Origin of the sequence: Hanstruepera neustonica, assembly GCF_002895005.1 — a bacterium.
Classification (GTDB): Bacteria; Bacteroidota; Bacteroidia; order Flavobacteriales; family Flavobacteriaceae; genus Hanstruepera; species Hanstruepera neustonica.
This window is the reverse complement of sequence record NZ_POWF01000007.1, coordinates 216,221-233,705: the sequence shown is the minus strand read 5'-3', so window position 1 is coordinate 233,705 and position 17,485 is coordinate 216,221. Positions and strand designations below refer to the sequence as shown.

14 protein-coding genes and 1 rRNA gene are annotated in these 17,485 nt (G+C 34.5%); 2 read left to right on the top strand and 13 right to left on the bottom strand.

Going from position 1 to position 17,485, the window contains the following annotated elements; translation table 11 throughout:
- Positions 1-15: 15 nt before the first annotated feature.
- Both rrf and C1T31_RS11335 read left to right on the top strand, forming a co-directional pair.
- Positions 16-123: ribosomal RNA gene (gene rrf / locus C1T31_RS11340) — 5S ribosomal RNA — on the top strand.
- A gap of 125 nt (positions 124-248) precedes the next feature.
- Positions 249-749: a hypothetical protein gene (locus C1T31_RS11335; protein ID WP_103052604.1), complete on the top strand. Its 501-nt coding sequence runs from the start codon at positions 249-251 to the stop codon at positions 747-749.
- On the opposite strand, the gene C1T31_RS11330 is transcribed toward C1T31_RS11335, so the two are convergent.
- The 13 genes from C1T31_RS11330 to C1T31_RS11270 all read right to left on the bottom strand — a co-directional run bounded on the left by C1T31_RS11330 (position 736) and on the right by C1T31_RS11270 (position 17,473).
- Positions 736-969 (bottom strand): DUF6095 family protein, encoded by a 234-nt coding sequence (locus tag C1T31_RS11330; RefSeq protein ID WP_103052603.1) that lies wholly within the window; start codon positions 967-969, stop codon positions 736-738. The genes C1T31_RS11335 and C1T31_RS11330 overlap by 14 nt on opposite strands.
- Complete coding sequence (gene murQ / locus C1T31_RS11325; protein WP_103052602.1) at positions 959-1,777, bottom strand: N-acetylmuramic acid 6-phosphate etherase; 819 nt, start codon at positions 1,775-1,777, stop codon at positions 959-961. Before murQ ends, C1T31_RS11330 begins: the two co-directional genes overlap by 11 nt.
- 27 nt (positions 1,778-1,804) lie before the next feature.
- Entirely contained in the window at positions 1,805-2,623 is an 819-nt protein-coding gene (locus C1T31_RS11320; RefSeq protein WP_103052601.1) for a DUF4249 family protein, read from the bottom strand.
- A gap of 4 nt (positions 2,624-2,627) precedes the next feature.
- Positions 2,628-5,003, bottom strand: a complete 2,376-nt coding sequence (locus C1T31_RS11315; RefSeq protein ID WP_103052600.1) for a TonB-dependent receptor — start codon at positions 5,001-5,003, stop codon at positions 2,628-2,630.
- A gap of 71 nt (positions 5,004-5,074) precedes the next feature.
- On the bottom strand, positions 5,075-7,303 hold the full coding sequence (locus C1T31_RS11310) for an NADP-dependent isocitrate dehydrogenase (RefSeq protein ID WP_103052599.1): 2,229 nt from the start codon (positions 7,301-7,303) through the stop codon (positions 5,075-5,077).
- Positions 7,304-7,427: 124 nt separating this feature from the next.
- Complete coding sequence (locus C1T31_RS11305) at positions 7,428-8,744, bottom strand: TolC family protein (RefSeq protein ID WP_103052598.1); 1,317 nt, start codon at positions 8,742-8,744, stop codon at positions 7,428-7,430.
- A complete protein-coding gene (locus C1T31_RS11300) occupies positions 8,734-11,931 on the bottom strand; it encodes an efflux RND transporter permease subunit (protein WP_103052597.1) in 3,198 nt (1,065 codons plus the stop codon). Before C1T31_RS11300 ends, C1T31_RS11305 begins: the two co-directional genes overlap by 11 nt.
- 2 nt (positions 11,932-11,933) lie before the next feature.
- Complete coding sequence (locus tag C1T31_RS11295; RefSeq protein WP_103052596.1) at positions 11,934-13,058, bottom strand: efflux RND transporter periplasmic adaptor subunit; 1,125 nt, start codon at positions 13,056-13,058, stop codon at positions 11,934-11,936.
- Positions 13,059-13,147: 89 nt separating this feature from the next.
- Positions 13,148-13,720, bottom strand: coding sequence for a pentapeptide repeat-containing protein (locus tag C1T31_RS11290; RefSeq protein ID WP_103052595.1), 573 nt, complete (start codon positions 13,718-13,720; stop codon positions 13,148-13,150).
- Positions 13,721-14,412: 692 nt separating this feature from the next.
- Positions 14,413-14,766 carry a 50S ribosomal protein L19 gene (gene rplS / locus C1T31_RS11285; protein WP_103052626.1) on the bottom strand — a complete coding sequence of 118 codons (354 nt, stop codon included), beginning with the start codon at positions 14,764-14,766 and terminating at the stop codon, positions 14,413-14,415.
- 162 nt (positions 14,767-14,928) lie between these two features.
- Positions 14,929-15,606, bottom strand: a complete 678-nt coding sequence (gene trmD, locus C1T31_RS11280; RefSeq protein WP_103052594.1) for a tRNA (guanosine(37)-N1)-methyltransferase TrmD — start codon at positions 15,604-15,606, stop codon at positions 14,929-14,931.
- Between the two features lie 90 nt (positions 15,607-15,696).
- Complete coding sequence (locus C1T31_RS11275) at positions 15,697-16,710, bottom strand: peptidyl-alpha-hydroxyglycine alpha-amidating lyase family protein (RefSeq protein ID WP_103052593.1); 1,014 nt, start codon at positions 16,708-16,710, stop codon at positions 15,697-15,699.
- A 133-nt stretch (positions 16,711-16,843) separates the two neighbouring features.
- The gene (locus C1T31_RS11270; RefSeq protein ID WP_103052592.1) at positions 16,844-17,473 is read right to left on the bottom strand and encodes a tRNA (guanine-N1)-methyltransferase; all 630 of its coding nucleotides are present in this window, start codon (positions 17,471-17,473) and stop codon (positions 16,844-16,846) included.
- Positions 17,474-17,485: the final 12 nt, after the last annotated feature.

Genomic DNA, 17,485 nt, shown 5'->3' with positions numbered 1-17,485 from the left:
AGTGTCCGAAAGACTTAAGGTGGTTATAGCGACGGGGCTCACCTCTTACCATTCCGAACAGAGTAGTTAAGCCCGTTAGCGCCGATGGTACTGCACTCGTGGGAGAGTAGGTCGCCGCCTTTTTTGAGAACCCTTTCATTGTCCAATGAAAGGGTTTTTTGTTTTGTAAGGTATTGGGATTTTAAAGACTAATTGAGGAAAATTAATTATATTACTGACTAATTATTCTTATAGTTTCAAAATTGCTTATGAATCCGATAATTAAAGCCAATTTAAAAAGCCTTCAAAAAACAACAATCTTATTATCACATTTATCCAATGACCACTTAACCAATAAGTCTGTTTCCCCATACCATTCGAGTGTAGGATCACATATCAGACATATTCTTGATTTCTATAACTGCATTTTAAACCCAAGTAATAATAATTTTGATTTAACTAAAAGATGTCGGAATTTAGAGGTAGAAACTAGTTGCGATTCTGCTTTAAGTTACTTGAATACAATTAAGGATGGACTTCAAAATTTAAGCTGTAAGGACTTGGAAAGGGAAGTTTTGGTAACAGATGATTTAGGACTTGGGAAAGTAGATGTAATCTATACATTTTCGGCTTTACTGGCACAAGCTAATAGCCACACGATTCATCATTATGCCATTATTAACTATATTCTAGATGGCATAAATATTAGTCTACCTGATTCTGATTTCGGTTATAATCCAACTACCCCTAAATCACTCAATTTGAATTGAACATGCTATCAATAATGGTTTTAAGACCTCTAAAGGCCATGTAGATAGCAAAAAAACAAATTAATAATCCAACTATTAAGATAGGAATATATAAGGGTTTTTCTTGATTACTAAATGCAATGTGTAACAAGATAGGACCTAAAAACATGTATAAAAGAGCTATGGCCAATTTTTTGAGACCATTTACCAAAACTTCTTTATTGGTATGTTTAGTTTTCATTATGAAAGTTCTCTATAGCAGACCTAACACTACCATGTTCTTCTAAAAGTCTATTGGCATCATGGTAAGATAGGTTCAATTCATCCATTATCATTTTAGTACCTCTGTCCACCAATTTATTATTACTTAATTGCATGTCAACCATTTTGTTTCCCTTCACTCTTCCTAGTTGAATCATTACAGCGGTTGAAATCATATTGAGTACTAATTTTTGAGCTGTGCCTGCCTTCATACGTGAGCTCCCGGTTACAAATTCGGGTCCAACAAGGACTTCTACAGGATATTTGGCAGTTTTTGATAATGGACTCCCATGATTACAGGTAATACATCCAGTAACTATATCATTTTTATTACAGGTTTCTAGTCCACCAATAACATAAGGTGTTGTTCCAGAAGCCGCAATACCAATAACAACATCATTTGAATTGATATGGTATTGTGACAAATCACTCCATGCTTGCGTTTTTGAATCTTCTGCAAACTCAACAGCTTTTCTTATTGCTAAATCTCCACCTGCTATTAGTCCGATGACTAAATCATGAGACACTCCAAATGTTGGAGGACATTCTGAGGCATCTACAATTCCCAATCTTCCACTGGTACCAGCTCCTATATAAAACAAACGACCTCCACTTTGTAATTTCTTCACAATTACAGAAACTAACTTTTCAATTTCTGGAAGGACTTTTTTTACAGCCATTGGGACAGTTTGGTCTTCTTTATTGATGTTAGATAGTAATTCTCTGACCGACATCTTTTCGAGATGGTCATAATTGGAATCCTGTTCTGTAGTTTTAGTGAAATCCATGATTCAAAAATACTGATTTTTTAAGTGTCAGTTTTGAATGGTATATATTATTTCAGATACTTCAGATAATCTAAAATATCCAAGTGGGTAATTGTTAGGATTGGTATTATTAATGCAGTTTCCTCTAACAGTAGCAGGCTGGGTTTCAAAAGGGCCGCCGCCTTGACTGGTTTGCTGGAGTAATATGAACATAAATTCATAAAATTGCTCCGAAACACCATAATTTCTTATGATTACTTGATTACCTGGATTTAAATCTTCTTCTACATAAAAACCAAAAATGAGATTACCGTTTACAAATTCATCTTTAAATGTATCAAGTGTTGGAGTTACTGGAATACTTGGGATAAACTCAAAAAAATAAAAGTTTTCTTCATCCGCAGGATCCGTAAAAAAAGCTTTTATTTCAGTATCTTCACCAGTAAAGCCTCCTTCTAAATTTTGTTCAACATATTCCAATTCAGCAACAGGTAAAAAAGTTTCAGTTCCTGTGTAAGTTTCATTATTGTAAATAATAGTTAAAGTATATTCTGAGTTGATTACTGGATTAAAATTGAAGTTTTTATAAATACCAGTATTATCTTCTTCAATAAAGTCATAAGTATTATTGTTATCATCTGTAATATATACCTGAGCACCATTTGCAGGAGGTACATTGTAATTAAAAAATGGAGCAGTCAGCGTTAATTTTATTAATTGTTCATTACCTGATGTTCCTTTAAACCATTTAATTGATGCATCAATTACTAATCTTGGTTCTGAAGTAGGAACATCGACGTCAACGACGTCTTCACAAGACAAGTTTATAAATGCTAGAAGGATAATATAAATATATTTGATTTTCATTTTGTTAAAATGTAAAGTTATATGAAACTGAAGGAACTATTCCAAAAATAGAAAACCTGACAGCTTCATTTATCCTAGTTTCTCTATTTTCCTGGAAAGTTATTGTTGCTGCATTTCGCCTATTATAAATATTATAAATTCCAAAAACCCATTCTCCCTTCCATCTTTTTTCACTATTTGGTTTTGGTGTATAGGTTGCAGAAATATCTAAACGATGATAAGCAGGTAACCTATATTCGTTTCTCAATCCATAATTTGGAACCGTTATGCCGTTATACTCATATTGAGCATTTGGATAAGTTACTGGTCGGCCTGTTTGAAATAAAAAATTAGCATTAAAACGCCATTTTTTTGTAAAGTCATAATTTCCTGTAAACGATAAGTCATGTGTTTTATCATAAGGTGTATTGTACCAATTTCCATTGTTAATTCCGGGCTCCAGAGGATTTCTGCCTGGTGTTCTCTGTTCAGATTTTGACAAGGTGTAGGCAATCCAACCTTTAAAACGGCCTTCATTTTTACGGAACAAAATTTCTAACCCATAAGCTCTGGCTTCACCATTCAAAACAATTTGTTCAATAGCATCGTTAGCAATTAAATCGGCACCATCAATATAATCGATACGATTTTGAACCTTTTTGTAAAAACTCTCCACTTCGAGAGAATAGGTATTATTTTTAATATTTCTGAAGTAACCTATGGCAACTTGATCAAGTATTTGAGGTTTAATATATTTACCACTTGGTGCCCAAACATCCAATGGTGTTGGAGAACTTGTATTCGATATTAAATGCAGATATTGACTTAAACGGTTGTAACTAGTTTTAATAGAAGACCTATCATTTAGTACAAGAGATAAAGCTAATCTTGGTTCAAAATTCCCGAATGATTTAATGACATCACTTCCATTGTAGTTTTCAGTTCCAATAGGCTCAGACTTTTCATAAATTTGAATTGTTTGATTGAAATTGACAGCTTGGTTATTTTCATAGATATTTAATTCATCCTGCCCTAATCTCAAGAATGAATTATACCTGATACCGTAGGACGCAGTTAATTTATTCGATATTCTATGTTCCACATCCAAATAGAGTGCATTTTCAAAAGCATATTTATCGATTAATTTTTCTGGATTGATACCAGATTCGTCATTTGAGGGTTTGATTTCACCTGGGTTGAATTTGTGGTAGATGCTATTTAACCCATATTGTAATTTGATTTTATCACTTAAATAGTGTTTGAAATCGTATTTTAGATTGAAATTTCGAATGCCTGAATCCCAATTAAATCCAACGAAATCCAGTTGAAGCCCATAATAATAGTCTGAATAAATAAGAGATAAGTTTGAAAAAAGCTTGTCTGAAAACAGATGGTTCCACCTGAAGTTTAAAACCGTATTACCATACGTATTTCTAAAACTCTCATTTAAACTAAACACATCGCGCCCAAAATATCCAGATAAATAGATGTTATTGTTTTGATTTAGTTTATAACTTATTTTAGTGTTCAAGTCATAGAAATACGCCTTATTTTCAACATCAAATAGGGGTAGAAATAAGTGGGCATATGTGGCTCTGCCACCTAATAAAAAAGAACCTTTTCCTTTGTTTATGGGGCCTTCTGCCAATAGTCTACTCGAAATTAATCCAATGCCACCATTTAAATGGAATTGATTACTGTTTCCCTCCTTTTGGTAAATATCTAATACAGATGAAACCCGACCACCATATCTTGCAGGGATACCGCCTTTGTAAAGTTTTAAATCTTTTATGGCATCTGGATTAAAAACTGAAAAGAAACCAAACAAATGTGATGAGTTATAAATAATGGCTTCGTCTAATAAAATTAAATTTTGATCAGCTGCACCGCCACGAACATTGAAACCCGATGCGCCCTCACCAGCAGTTGTAACTCCTGGCAATAGTGTTATGGCTTTTATGATATCGGCTTCACCAAAAACAACAGGAATCTGTTTGATAGTATTGGCTGATAATGCATTAATGCTCATTTGTGGTTTTCTTATATTGAGTTTCTCAACATTTTCTTTTATGACAACCTCGTTAAGGCTTTCAATAGATTCCATTAAACTAAAATCTTTTTTGAGGTTTTCAGTGAGGTTGATTGTATCCCTTAAATTTTGGTAACCTAAATAGCTAATTACTAATTCATAAGTACCAGGAGGTAAAGAAATTGAATAGAAACCATACTCATTGGTTGTAGCACCTGTTTTTAATTCTGGGAAGATGATATTAACACCTATTAATGTTTCGTTACTTTCTAAATCTGAAACAATACCACTTAATGTAAATTTATCTTGTGAGAAGATATTATGACCTATAAATAGTAAGATAGTTAAGGTACAATAAAATCGTATGGTCATATAAATAGCAATTTTAAATAAAACTATAAAAAAAGCTCCTTAAAAAGGAGCTTTTCATGTTAATATTATAATTAATTTAAAGATTTTAATATCGCATTTAAGGTATTACTTGGCCGCATCACCTGGTTTGTTAATTCATCATTTGGTTCATAATAGCCACCAATATTTACAGATTTTCCTTGAACGCTATTTAACTCCTTAATAATAGTAGCTTCATTGTCTTTTAACTGTTTTGCTATTGGAGCAAACATGTTTTGTAGCTCTAAATCTTTATTTTGATTGGCTAATGCTTCAGCCCAATGAAGAGCTAAATAGAAATGACTACCTCTATTATCTAATTCACCAACTTTTCGTTTTGGGGATTGGTTTTTTTGTAATAACATTTCTGTAGCATCATCAAGTGTTTCTCCTAAAATAGCCGCTTTTTCATTGTTGGTAACTTGACTTAAATGCTCAAATGAAACAGCCAATGCCAAAAATTCTCCCAAGGAATCCCAGCGTAAATGGTTTTCTTCAACCAATTGTTGAACATGTTTAGGAGCAGATCCACCAGCACCAGTTTCAAATAAACCACCGCCATTCATAAGAGGCACGATAGATAACATTTTTGCACTAGTACCTAGTTCGAGAATAGGAAATAAGTCGGTTAAATAATCTCTTAAAACATTACCCGTTACGGATATAGTATCTTTCCCTGCCTTAACGCGTTCTAACGTGAATTTAGTAGCTTCAATAGGTGAAAGAATTCGAATATCCAATCCACTAGTATCATGATCTTTTAGATAGGTATTTACCTTTTTGATTAATTCGGCATCATGAGCTCTGTTTTTATCAAGCCAAAAAACTACTGGTGTTTGAGAAGCTCTTGAGCGGTTAACAGCTAATTTTACCCAATCTTGAATAGGAGCATCTTTTACTTGACACATTCTCCAAATGTCACCAGCTTCAACAGTGTGCTGAATTAAAGTGTTACCATTGGAATCAATAACAGAAACCGATCCGTCACTGGCAATTTCAAATGTTTTATCGTGTGAACCATATTCTTCAGCTTTTTGAGCCATTAACCCAACATTAGGTACAGTTCCCATAGTTGTAGGATCAAATGCTCCATGTTCTTTACAGAAATCAATGGTAGCCGTGTAAACTCCTGCGTAGCTGCTATCCGGAATCACCGCTTTAGTATCTTGCTGTTTACCTTCTTTGTTCCACATTTGTCCAGATGTACGAATCATAGCAGGCATAGAAGCATCAATAATTACATCACTTGGCACGTGAAGGTTGGTGATACCTTTATCACTGTTAACCATTGCCAAGTCGGGTTGATTTTCATAAGTGGCCTGGATATCAGCTTTGATAGCTGCTTGTTTTTCTGAGGGTAATTCAGATATTTTACTTAATAAATTTCCAAAACCATTGTTGACATCAACACCTAGTTCAGTTAGTTCTTGACTATATTTATCGAAAATATTTTTAAAGTATGTGCGAACTGCATGACCAAAAATGATTGGGTCACTCACTTTCATCATAGTCGCCTTCATATGTAGTGAAAACAAAACACCTTGTTTTTTAGCATCGGCAATTTCATTGTCTAAAAAACTTAATAGGGCTTTTTTACTCATTACCGTAGCGTCAATAATTTCACCAGCCAATAAAGGAAAAGCTTGTTTTAAGATGGTTTCATTTCCTTGAGTATCTGTGTGAATGATTTTTATTTCTGTAGCATTTGGAACAGTCACCGATTTTTCATTGTGAGCAAAGTCGCCAGCGCTCATTGTTGCTACATGAGTTTTGGATTCCTTGCTCCATGCACCCATAGAATGTGGGTTCTTTTTAGCATAATTTTTTACTGCCTTTGGAGCGCGTCTATCGGAATTACCCTCTCTAAGAACTGGGTTAACAGCGCTACCTTTTATTTTGTCGTATCGATTTTTAATATCCTTTTCAGAATCTGATTTTGGATCGTCTGGGTAGTTGGGTAGTTTATATCCTTTATCCTGCAACTCTTTAATGGCTGCTTTTAATTGTGGCATAGAAGCACTGATATTTGGAAGTTTAATTATGTTTGCTTCAGGTTTTTTTACCATTTCCCCTAGGATACCTAAAGCATCTTCTACTTGTTGTTCAGGAGTCAAGAAATCTGGAAATACAGCTAAAATTCTAGCTGCTAAAGAAATATCCTTTGTATCTATTTTAATGTTAGATGGATTGGCAAAAGCCTTAACAATTGGTAAAAATGAATAGGTTGCTAATGCTGGTGCTTCATCTGTTTTAGTATAAATTATCGTAGAAGATTTTGTCATAATTATTAAGAATTTTTTGAAGTAATTGCAAAAATTTACAGAATTGCAAATATAACAAAATCTAAAAGATTATGAAGTTGGTAATCGTATTAAATTGCCAGTAAAAGGAATGGTTTCCGTGAAGTTAAAAATCAATATTCAATAATTCACCGCTCATTTGTAAAACGGTCAACTCGGCAATTTTTGCATCATATTTTGCTTGATTTCTACTAATTTCAGCATTACGCAAATTTAATTGTGCCTGTCTAAATTCTAAAGAAGTAGCTTGTCCCAGTTTATATTTTTCTTCAGTTCTATTGAAATTGTCCAAGAATGTTTGGATATTATTTTCTTGAACATTATAGATCAGTAATTTATTTTGATAATCATCCCATGCATTATTGAAGTCTCGTTCTATGGTTATTTCGAGTTCTTCCTTTAATATTTTTTGATTTTCCAGAAGTATCTTTGTGTTTTTGATTTGGGTTGCAGTGCTGCCACCATCAAATATATTCCAATTGAGACTTAAACCAGCCGATAGACCGTCACCCGTTACCTCTGAAACAAATGCCGCCGCATTATTATTGCTTTTGTTCCAGCCATAGGAACCTGTTAGTCCCAGAGTTGGTAAATATCGTGCTTTACTGGATCTAATATCAATTTCACTTATTGAAATGTTTTTATCAGCCTGTAAAAGCGCAACATTATTCGCCTTGGTTTTTGACATTAGGTCTTCTTTGTTCAATTCTAATAGAAAATCCATGTCTGTTTCTACATTGAAATCATCATTTAATTGGGCACCTAAAATAACATTCAGGTCTCTTTTGGTATTTTTGAGTTGCTGTTTGATGTTTATGAGGTTAATGCTGTCATTATTAATATCTACTCGAGCATTCAAAACCCCTAATTTAGTGTCTTGTCCGTATTCAAATTGATATTCTGCGCGTTTGAGTCTATCTTTAGAAATGCTGAATGTTTGTTCCAGTGCTGTTGTGTTTTCTGAAATTCGGACTACGGAATAATAAACTGTAAAAAGTTGTAAAACCACATTTTCAATGGTTGCACGAGCATCCAGTTTTGATAAGGAATATTCTTCTTGAAATCGTTGAATATTGTACTGTCTTCCCATACCATCAAAAATGGTATAATTCAGATTTAAAGAGGCATTATAGTTTGAGCTTTCAGCACCTGATAATGTTGTAGTTTCACCATTGGAAAATTTTGCTTCAGTGTTGTCTAAATTATAATTAGCACCTGCATTTCCAGTAACTATAGGTAGATAGCCTGAATTTAGAATACTTGTGTTATTTTCTGCAACTTCAACCGCATTATTGGTTATTTTAATACCATAATTATGTTCCAGTGCTAACTCAAAAGCTTGATTTGTAGTCAAAATTTCTTGAGAGAATAGGTGTAACGAACTTAAAAACAACCCATAAAAAATAAAATGCTTAATACTCATGTTCTTCTTTTAATTCTTTAATCGCCCTTTCAACTTCTTCTTTAGTTACATTCTTGTTAGTAATTAACCATTTGGCATTTTTCTTGATGCTATTGCTAAATGATAAAAATAAAGGTAATACCAATAAGGTCAATATGGTGGCATAACCTATACCAAATGAAATTGAAATGGCCATCGGTTTTAAAAATTGGGCCTGTCTGCTTTTCTCCAATAGAAGTGGCGCTAATCCGGCAATTGTTGTTAATGAAGTTAAGAAAATGGCTCTAAATCTGGATTTACCAGCTTCAGTTAATGCAATATCAAATGGTAATCCTTCCTTAAGGTTACTATTGAATTTACCTATTAAAACGAGGCCATCGTTGACCATAATACCTATAAGCGCTATGATTCCTAAAAGTGATAAAACATTAACTGGAAATCCTAGCAACCAGTGTCCCCATGCTACTGATGTTAAACTAAACGGCACCAACAAGAGTAATAGAATTGGCTGACTGTAACTTCTGAAGGTGAAGGCAATTGTTATATAAATTAATAAAAGAATAGGAATACCTGCTCGAGCTAAAGACGATGATAATTTTTGCGCTTCACGATTTTGACCTTCAAATGACGCTGAAATAGTAGGATATTTTGATTGTAATTCTGGAATGGTATTATTTCTTATATCGTCTAAAATATCGGTTGCGCTGGAACTCGGATCTTTTAAGTCTGCCGAAATATTAATTTCACGTTTACCTTCCAAATGATTAATAGCCACATCACCGCGCTCAATAGTATAGGTGGCAATATCTTTTAAAGTTACACGCTCACCTGAAGGAGTTGCGATGCGCATATCTTCTAAATTGTTAATAGATGCCCGATTATCTCTATCATAGCGGACCCAAACTCTAATTTCATCTTGTCCTCTTTGGAAGCGTTGTGATTGGGCTCCAAAGAAACCGGCTCGAATTTGAGACATAACCGTTGAAAGATCTAATCCTAGAAGGTAGGCGCTTTCTTTTAACTCCAGACGAATTTCTTTAATACCCGCAGGGTCATTATCCTCAATATCTTTGAGTAGTGGGTTTTTATCCAAGACATCTTTTAGCTCCACTTTAGCAGCTTTTAATTCCTCAATATTATTTCCCAACAGGGCAACAGAAACAGGACTGCCCCCAAAATTTCCTCCTGAGCCAAAGATTAAGCGCTCCGTTCCAATGACTGGACCAACCAGTTCCCGAACTCTATTGGCAACCAATGACGCATTAATTTCATCAGGCCGTTCTTCTCCTGGTAGCATATTGATTGTCAAACTGGCACTTGAACTACTATTTAAAGACAAGATGGTGTTCTCAAAAAGTTCTTTTCCCGTTCCTTTTAGATATTCTTCAGTGAACTCGCTATTGGCAATTAACGCCTTTTCCTCAATCATCGAGATAATGGAATCGGTCACTTTTACATTGGTTCCATTGGGCATATCCAATTCAATAGAAACGCGGTCACTGGCAATAGTGGGAAATAGTGTTACACCTATAATGCCGCCACCAATAGAACCGAAGGTTAAAACTAAAAGTGCGATAAAAATTCCTAGCGATAGTACCTTGAATTCGAGTACAAATTTTAAAGCTGGTGTATAAAACTTATCTCTTAAAAATTTCATGATTCTATCCCCAAGAGCATTAATACCACGCATTTTTGCAAAAAACTGTTTCGTTTTTGAAGGATTTTCTTCAGGCACTTGTTTTCTTAAGGCTTTTGAGTGCGCCAAATGTGCTGGTAAAATGATTAAAGCCTCAACAAGAGATATGGTCAAGGTTAAAATAACAATGACTGACACTTCACTAAAAAATTCACCGATTCTACTTTCCAGGAATAAGAATAGAGAAAATGCTAAAAGCGTTGTAATAATAGCTGAAACAACGGGCGGTATCACTTCCATGGTGCCATCAACAGCCGCCTGAATAGGTGATTTGCCCTTTTCATAATGTTGATAGATATTTTCTGCAATTACAATACCATCATCAACCAGAATACCAATGACAATAATCATCCCAAATAAGGATAAGACATTAATGGTAACATCAAACTGACCTGCAAATATGAACATTCCCAAAAAAGAAATGGGCAATCCAAAGGCTACCCAAAATGCCAAACGTGTGTTAAGAAATAAAGACAAAAATACTAATACTAATAACATACCAATTACGGCGTTTTCCGTCAATAATTGCGTACGTTGATTCAGAGTAATAGAGAGATCTCGAACGACATTTAAGGATACGTTCTCATGTTTTTGGTTATAGGTTTCAATATATTCCTTAACCTTATCAGCAGAGGAGATTAAATCTTCAGTGTTCGTACTTGTAACTGAAATGTTTATGGATAGCTGTTGATTAAAATAGGTGGCATTGGGTGTTTCTGAAAAACGATCTCTAACAATAGCAACATCTTTAAGGCGAACCGTTTTACCATCTAGTGTCGCCTTGATAACGATATTTGAAAGTTCATCGCCATAGTAAGAACGGTTGTTGGCACGTATCAAATATTCTTCAGCATCCGTTTTGATATTACCACCAGTAATTAGAATATTGGATGAAGCCACAGCTTGTGCCACATCACTAAAGGTGAGGTCATAGGCTAATAAGTCGGTTTCATTAACAGCAATTTCAATTTCTTCTTCAGGGTAGCCTGTTACACTTACTTGAGAAATACCATCAATGGTTCTTAAGTCGTTTTCAATTTGTCTGCCAAGTTGCTTTAACGTCTTTAAAGGAACATTGGTTCCACTTAAAGCAAAGGAAATAGTTTCACGAATAGCTTCTTGTTTGGAGACCACTAATGGTTCCATGCCTGTTGGAAATGACGGAACTCGGTCCACGGCATTTTTAACCTCCAATAGCATGAAATCGATATTTTCCCCTTTCTCAATTTCAACAGTTATAACGCCACTGTTTTCACTAGAAGTGGAGGTAACACGGTCAATACCCTTTAATCCTTTTAAATTATCTTCTATTTGAAGTACAATACCTTCTTCAATTTCTTGAGGGGAAGCTCCTGGATATGTGATATTGACATTGATGATTTTGGAATCTACCAATGGGAAAAACGATGATTTCAAAGAAAGAACGCCTAAAACTCCAAATACAAAAAAAGCAATAATGAATACATTAACGGCAACATGATATCGAATAAAATAAGCAATAATCTTCCTCATGTCTACTGCTTGTTTTTGGTATCAACGAATGGTTGAACAAGCATACCCGAGTAAGCACCTACAACCGGTTTGTCCAAAATGACTGTTCCATCCGGGACATTTTTTAAGACCACTTTAGATTCGGAATAAAAAACAGGCTTAACATCTATGACGTCCAATATACTATCTCTAACTACAAAGATTTGGTCATTATCCAACATTAAATTTCTACTGATTTCAATGGCATTCGGCTCGTCTTTGGCATCCAAATTGGCTTCCAAATACATGCCTTCTTTGAGATTATCATTCGAAACTTCAATAAAAGCAGTAATTGTTTGGGTTGTAGCATCAATACTACCGTTAACGCGAGATACTTTTCCTGTGTAACTTTCTGTATGTTCTAGGTTACTTAAAGTAACAGATTCCCCAACTTTTAGAAGACTGGCATATGCCTTACTTAAAGCTACTTCCATTTCATAAACACTAGGATCAATAAATTCTCCCAATTTTTGCCCACTTCTTATTAAAGAACCTTCGGTGACCAAAGCTTCCGTTAGAATACCACTGAAGGGCGCCGTAATATTGTATTTAGCTAACCGTTGTTCCTGGTTTTTAACATCATAATAATTGGAGATGATTCCTCTACCAGTAATAAAGTAATTTTCTTTATCCGATGTTATTTCAGGAAGTTTTGGTGTGGTTTTATTTAAATCGAATGTATTCAAATACCCTTGCCATTTCTGATGCATTTCCGGAAAATCCAATCGAATGTCAGGCATGATAGCGGCAATGGAATTGTATAGATTACTTTTAGCCGATTGAACACTGGCGTAATATTCAGCAGCATCAATACGAATAAGGGCTTCACCTTTTGAGTATTCCTGACCAGGCTTAAAGAGTTTGCTTCCTGATTTAAAAATCCCTTGCACTTCTGCATATAATTCTACTCGGCGTTTGGCAACCAAACTACCATTTGCTTGAATTACGATGTTGATGGTTGAATTTTTTACGGTATCAGTAAAAACGGTTTTAATGATTTTATTGGCTACCGGTTTAGGTTTCGTTTTACTATCAATTAATTTTTTGGCTACAAAAAATGAACCTGCAATAAGCAGAATTCCAATGATGGTTAGAATAATATTGCGCATGTGCTTGAGGTTAATGCATGTTTAGACTACAAAGCTATTTGTAAGTTTAATTTTTAAGTCTTAAAAAAATCATAAAAAACATACTAAAATCAATCAATAATTATTTGAAAATCATTCAAAAGCGTTAGGGCGCCTTCTTTTGAAAATTTAGCATTCTTCATTTTATTATTGGTAGGATTGATTCTAAAATCTAAAGCGGTTCTTAAATCGGCTTTCTCCAAATTTGCATTATCAAAAATGGCGTGTTTCAAATGACAATTTTGAAAAATGCCTTCCGAAAGATTCGCATTAGTAAAATCAATTTGTTCTAAAATACAATTATTAAAACGTGGCTTGTTCAGGTTTTTACCGTAAAATGATGAAAAGCTAAAATTGCAATCTTCTGCTTTTATAGAGAAAAGAAAATCACTGGATATGCTAAAGTCCACTCCTAGCAATTTGCACTGTTTGAAAATAACATCCTTAAAAAGTGTGTCTTTTATTTTGATACCACTTAAATCGCAATCTAAAAACTCGCAATCCGTAAAGGATACATAGGACAGATAGGATTCTGAAAAATTACAATTTACAAAAGTGCAACTGTCGTATTCTGCTTTTGGGAATTCATTCGTTGGGTAATCTTGTTTTGTAAAAGTCTTATCGGAAATGAAGGGAAGATTCATAGTGTTTTAACAAAGGGTGAAGATACATAACCTAAATAAAAAACAAAAGCCATATCACTTTAGAACTTAATCCGCTGTTGACATGGCTTTCTTCGAAACCTTTGGCGTGATCTAGAAAACATTGCTGCTCTCTCGTGTGAAATTGCTTTCCCACTTTTCAATTCAAGTTACTCGGTTTCAAAAAAACATTTTTAATGTTACAACTTTCAAAATGTATTGACCTGTTGCTAAAAATGTTTTTGTTTAATTGCTTTTCTTGATCTATTGTCTACCGTAATCCATTTTCATGACTCACACTATCCAATACATTGCTACTATTACACAGCTATCACTTTCGATTCTACTGCCAGTCGTAGCTTTCCACTTTACAGTTACTGCCTGCAGAAGCATGCAACACTTTTAAAGCTTCTTGGCTCCTTCACTAAATATGCTTACACATACCGTTTCAAAACCTCAAAAAACAATTATTATAAAGAACGTTACTTTATACGATTTAAAGAGTTAAGCAGTTATTTTCAAACTAACACCAACCGAAGTTGTCCCTCAATCGTTTAGCTAATATAGTATGACATTTTAAAATTCCAAATTTTTTAAGGCATTAGATATCAACCAATTATAAACCGGAGTTATTAACTTTTGTTAATAAAAAAAGCCCTGTAAAAACAGGGCTTTCCTACGTTATCAACTGATTATTAACGTTTCATGCTTTCTTTAATTCTTGCTTTCTTACCAGTCAAGCCTCTGAAGTAGTAAATACGTGCTCTTCGAACGCTACCACGCTTGTTCACTTCAACCTTTTGCAAAGCTGGCATGTTTACTGGGAAAATACGCTCAACGCCTACAGTTCCAGACATTTTTCTAATCGTAAAGGTTTCGGAAGCACCTGTGCCTCTTCGTTGGATTACAACGCCTCTAAAAAACTGTGTACGGACTTTATCACCTTCTCTAATCTCGTAATAAACCGTAATAGTATCACCAGCACTAAACTCTGGGAAGTCTTTTCTTGTTACAAACTCGTCTTGTACAAATTTTACTAAAGATTCCATATCTTTAAATTTAATAGTATTGATTCGAAACAACATTCACGATTCTCGCCAGAGGTTAACCCGAAATTGGGTGCAAAGATAATTAATAATTAATAATGAACAATTAATAATTAATTTTTTTAAGATGTTCTTTTTATGGTGATTGAGGCTCTCTAAGCCAAACTACTCATCCAGTAAATCAGGACGTCTGCTTTTGGTGCGTTGATAGGCTTTGTCTTCACGCCATTTTTCAATTTCTGGGAAGTTGCCGCTAAACAAGACTTCTGGTACGTCCCAACCTTTATAGCTACGTGGTCTCGTATAAATTGGAGGCGCCAATAGATTGTCTTGAAACGAATCGGTTAGGGCAGAAGTCTCATTTCCTAGCACACCAGGTATCAATCTAATTACAGCATCGCACAACACAGCTGCTCCTAACTCGCCACCAGAAAGTACATAATCACCAATAGAGATTTCGCGGGTTATAAAATGGTCACGTACACGTTGGTCAACCCCTTTGTAATGACCGCACAAAATGATAATGTTTTCCTTTAACGAGATTTGATTGGCGATACCTTGATTCAGGGTTTCACCATCTGGTGTCATATAGATAATCTCATCATAATTACGTTCGGCTTTTAAACCCGAAATACATTTATCTATGGGCTCAATCATCATGACCATACCTGCGCCACCACCAAACTGGTAGTCATCCACCGATTTATAGTTGTCTGTTGTATAATCCCGAAGATTATGAAAATGCACCTCTACCAAATTAGCCTTAATGGCGCGTTTTAAAATAGATGCCTCAAATGGACTACTTAAGAGTTCAGGTAAAACGGTAATGATATCAATACGCATAGTCTTGCTTTAGACTGCAAATATACTTGAAATGTTTTTTGGTTTAGCATGAAACAAGTAATGGATTATAGCCAATTTTGCACTTCGTTTTTATTTTAATTCAAATTTCTGAATTCTATTTCCTAAAATATCTCCGACATAAATATTACCCTCATTATCAATTTGAATATCATGATATCTTGCTACAGGTCCGTTGTAATATCCGGTTCTACCAAATTGTAATTGTTGGTTAAGATCCAAATCAAAGCGAAAAATATCAGAACCTTTGATAATAGTATCATTATCAATCCAATAGTCTATTCCAAAAAGATGGTTTTTATGATTGTCAATGGTTACAGAATATAATTGGTCAGTTGTTTCGTTTTGCCAAAGAGTAATGAAATTTCCTTTACCGTCAAACTTTTGAATTCTATTGTTTTCTCGGTCAGCTACATAAACATTACCCAAGTCATCCAAGTCAATTGCGTGAGGAATATTGAATTCCCCTTGTTTATTTCCGAATTTTCCCCATTCAAATAAGTATGTTCCATCTTTTGAAAATTTCATAACACGACTGTTACCATATCCATCACTTACATAGAAAGAGCCATCGGCTGTAACTGCGACGTCAGTAGGAAGATTGAAATGTTCAGCATCATTTCCAGAAACTTTAGCTTCTCCCAAGGTCATTAATAAATTTCCACTCAAATCAAATTTGAAAACTTGGTGAAGTCCACAGTCAGTAACCCAAATATTATCTTCATTATCAACTTCAAGTCCGTGTGGCATTATGAACAAATTGCCTCCCCAGGAATTAAGAATTTTACCTGTTTTAGAATCTATTACTGATATAGTATTTTCTTTAATTAAAGGCAAGTGTGAAATTGGCATAGTTTCCCAAGCTCTACCAGAACGATGAAATGCAATTATATTTCCTTTGCTATCAAGTCCTAATCCAGTTGGACTTCCTAAAGTGAAATTGTCTGGCAAATTAGGCCAATTACTTACTAAAACATAAGAATCAGAATTATCAGATTCTTTTACGGTTTTCTTTTCAGCATTTTTACAGCCTAATATCAGGAATGCTATTAGAAGGATAAAGGTTCCATTTCGTTTTAATTTCATTATTTGGTCGGGTTAGTTTAAATGACGTATAACTTATCACTAACCAACGAAGTTCGTTGATTTTAACTTTAAAACAAAAAAATCTGTAAACAAGTGCTTACAGATTTTATTATGATTTTAAAGGAGCTATGTATTAACTGCCTTTTTGTTTGTTTAATTCATCTTGTAATTGGCGTCTTACTTTTTGTTCACGCTCTAAAGCGGTACGTCTATGTTCGTCAAACTCTTCCTCAATTTCGGCCAGGTTCTTTTTGGCTTCCTTGGTAACCGCATTACTGTTTTTAAACTTATAAATAAACAACAATAATAAAGCTAGCAACGCTGCAATAATAGACCACATCAATACATTATAACTGGACTTGCTCATTTGCATACCAAAAAGCGCCATATTGTTTTTTTCTTTATTGGTGGCATCCAGATTTTCCTGTGTATTGGTCAGGTTGGCTTTTAAATCGGTTATTTCCTTGGCCTGGGTATTAACAATGGTTTGGGTGTCAGCCAAATCCTTACGTAAGGTTTTTAGCGAATCGTTGGTATGCGCCTGTAAAGTCTCCAACATATTACGGTTTACGGCTTCATACATTTGACCATTGGTACCTCTAAAGTTTCCAGACTTTTTCAGTACATATTCAAACTGGTTGTTAATGGTACTGTTGTCTAAAGATAGTCCGTCGTCTTCGTCATTGGTTTCGGTTTGGGCTTGTAGAGTTTGGAAACCACATAGCATAAAAAGTACAATGGCTAGAAAGTTTAACGTCTTCATTTGGTTTTTGTT

What these genes read in the sequence shown, in the direction of transcription:
- C1T31_RS11270 (WP_103052592.1), bottom strand. Translation starts at nt 17,473, where the DNA reads ATGAAGACGTTAAACTTTCTAGCCATTGTACTTTTTATGCTATGTGGT.
- C1T31_RS11305 (WP_103052598.1), bottom strand. Translation starts at nt 8,744, where the DNA reads ATGAGTATTAAGCATTTTATTTTTTATGGGTTGTTTTTAAGTTCGTTA.
- C1T31_RS11290 (WP_103052595.1), bottom strand. Translation starts at nt 13,720, where the DNA reads ATGAATCTTCCCTTCATTTCCGATAAGACTTTTACAAAACAAGATTAC.
- C1T31_RS11310 (WP_103052599.1), bottom strand. Translation starts at nt 7,303, where the DNA reads ATGACAAAATCTTCTACGATAATTTATACTAAAACAGATGAAGCACCA.
- C1T31_RS11275 (WP_103052593.1), bottom strand. Translation starts at nt 16,710, where the DNA reads ATGAAATTAAAACGAAATGGAACCTTTATCCTTCTAATAGCATTCCTG.
- C1T31_RS11300 (WP_103052597.1), bottom strand. Translation starts at nt 11,931, where the DNA reads ATGAGGAAGATTATTGCTTATTTTATTCGATATCATGTTGCCGTTAAT.
- C1T31_RS11320 (WP_103052601.1), bottom strand. Translation starts at nt 2,623, where the DNA reads ATGAAAATCAAATATATTTATATTATCCTTCTAGCATTTATAAACTTG.
- C1T31_RS11330 (WP_103052603.1), bottom strand. Translation starts at nt 969, where the DNA reads ATGAAAACTAAACATACCAATAAAGAAGTTTTGGTAAATGGTCTCAAA.
- C1T31_RS11295 (WP_103052596.1), bottom strand. Translation starts at nt 13,058, where the DNA reads ATGCGCAATATTATTCTAACCATCATTGGAATTCTGCTTATTGCAGGT.
- rplS (WP_103052626.1), bottom strand. Translation starts at nt 14,766, where the DNA reads ATGGAATCTTTAGTAAAATTTGTACAAGACGAGTTTGTAACAAGAAAA.
- C1T31_RS11335 (WP_103052604.1), top strand. Translation starts at nt 249, where the DNA reads ATGAATCCGATAATTAAAGCCAATTTAAAAAGCCTTCAAAAAACAACA.
- murQ (WP_103052602.1), bottom strand. Translation starts at nt 1,777, where the DNA reads ATGGATTTCACTAAAACTACAGAACAGGATTCCAATTATGACCATCTC.
- trmD (WP_103052594.1), bottom strand. Translation starts at nt 15,606, where the DNA reads ATGCGTATTGATATCATTACCGTTTTACCTGAACTCTTAAGTAGTCCA.
- C1T31_RS11315 (WP_103052600.1), bottom strand. Translation starts at nt 5,003, where the DNA reads ATGACCATACGATTTTATTGTACCTTAACTATCTTACTATTTATAGGT.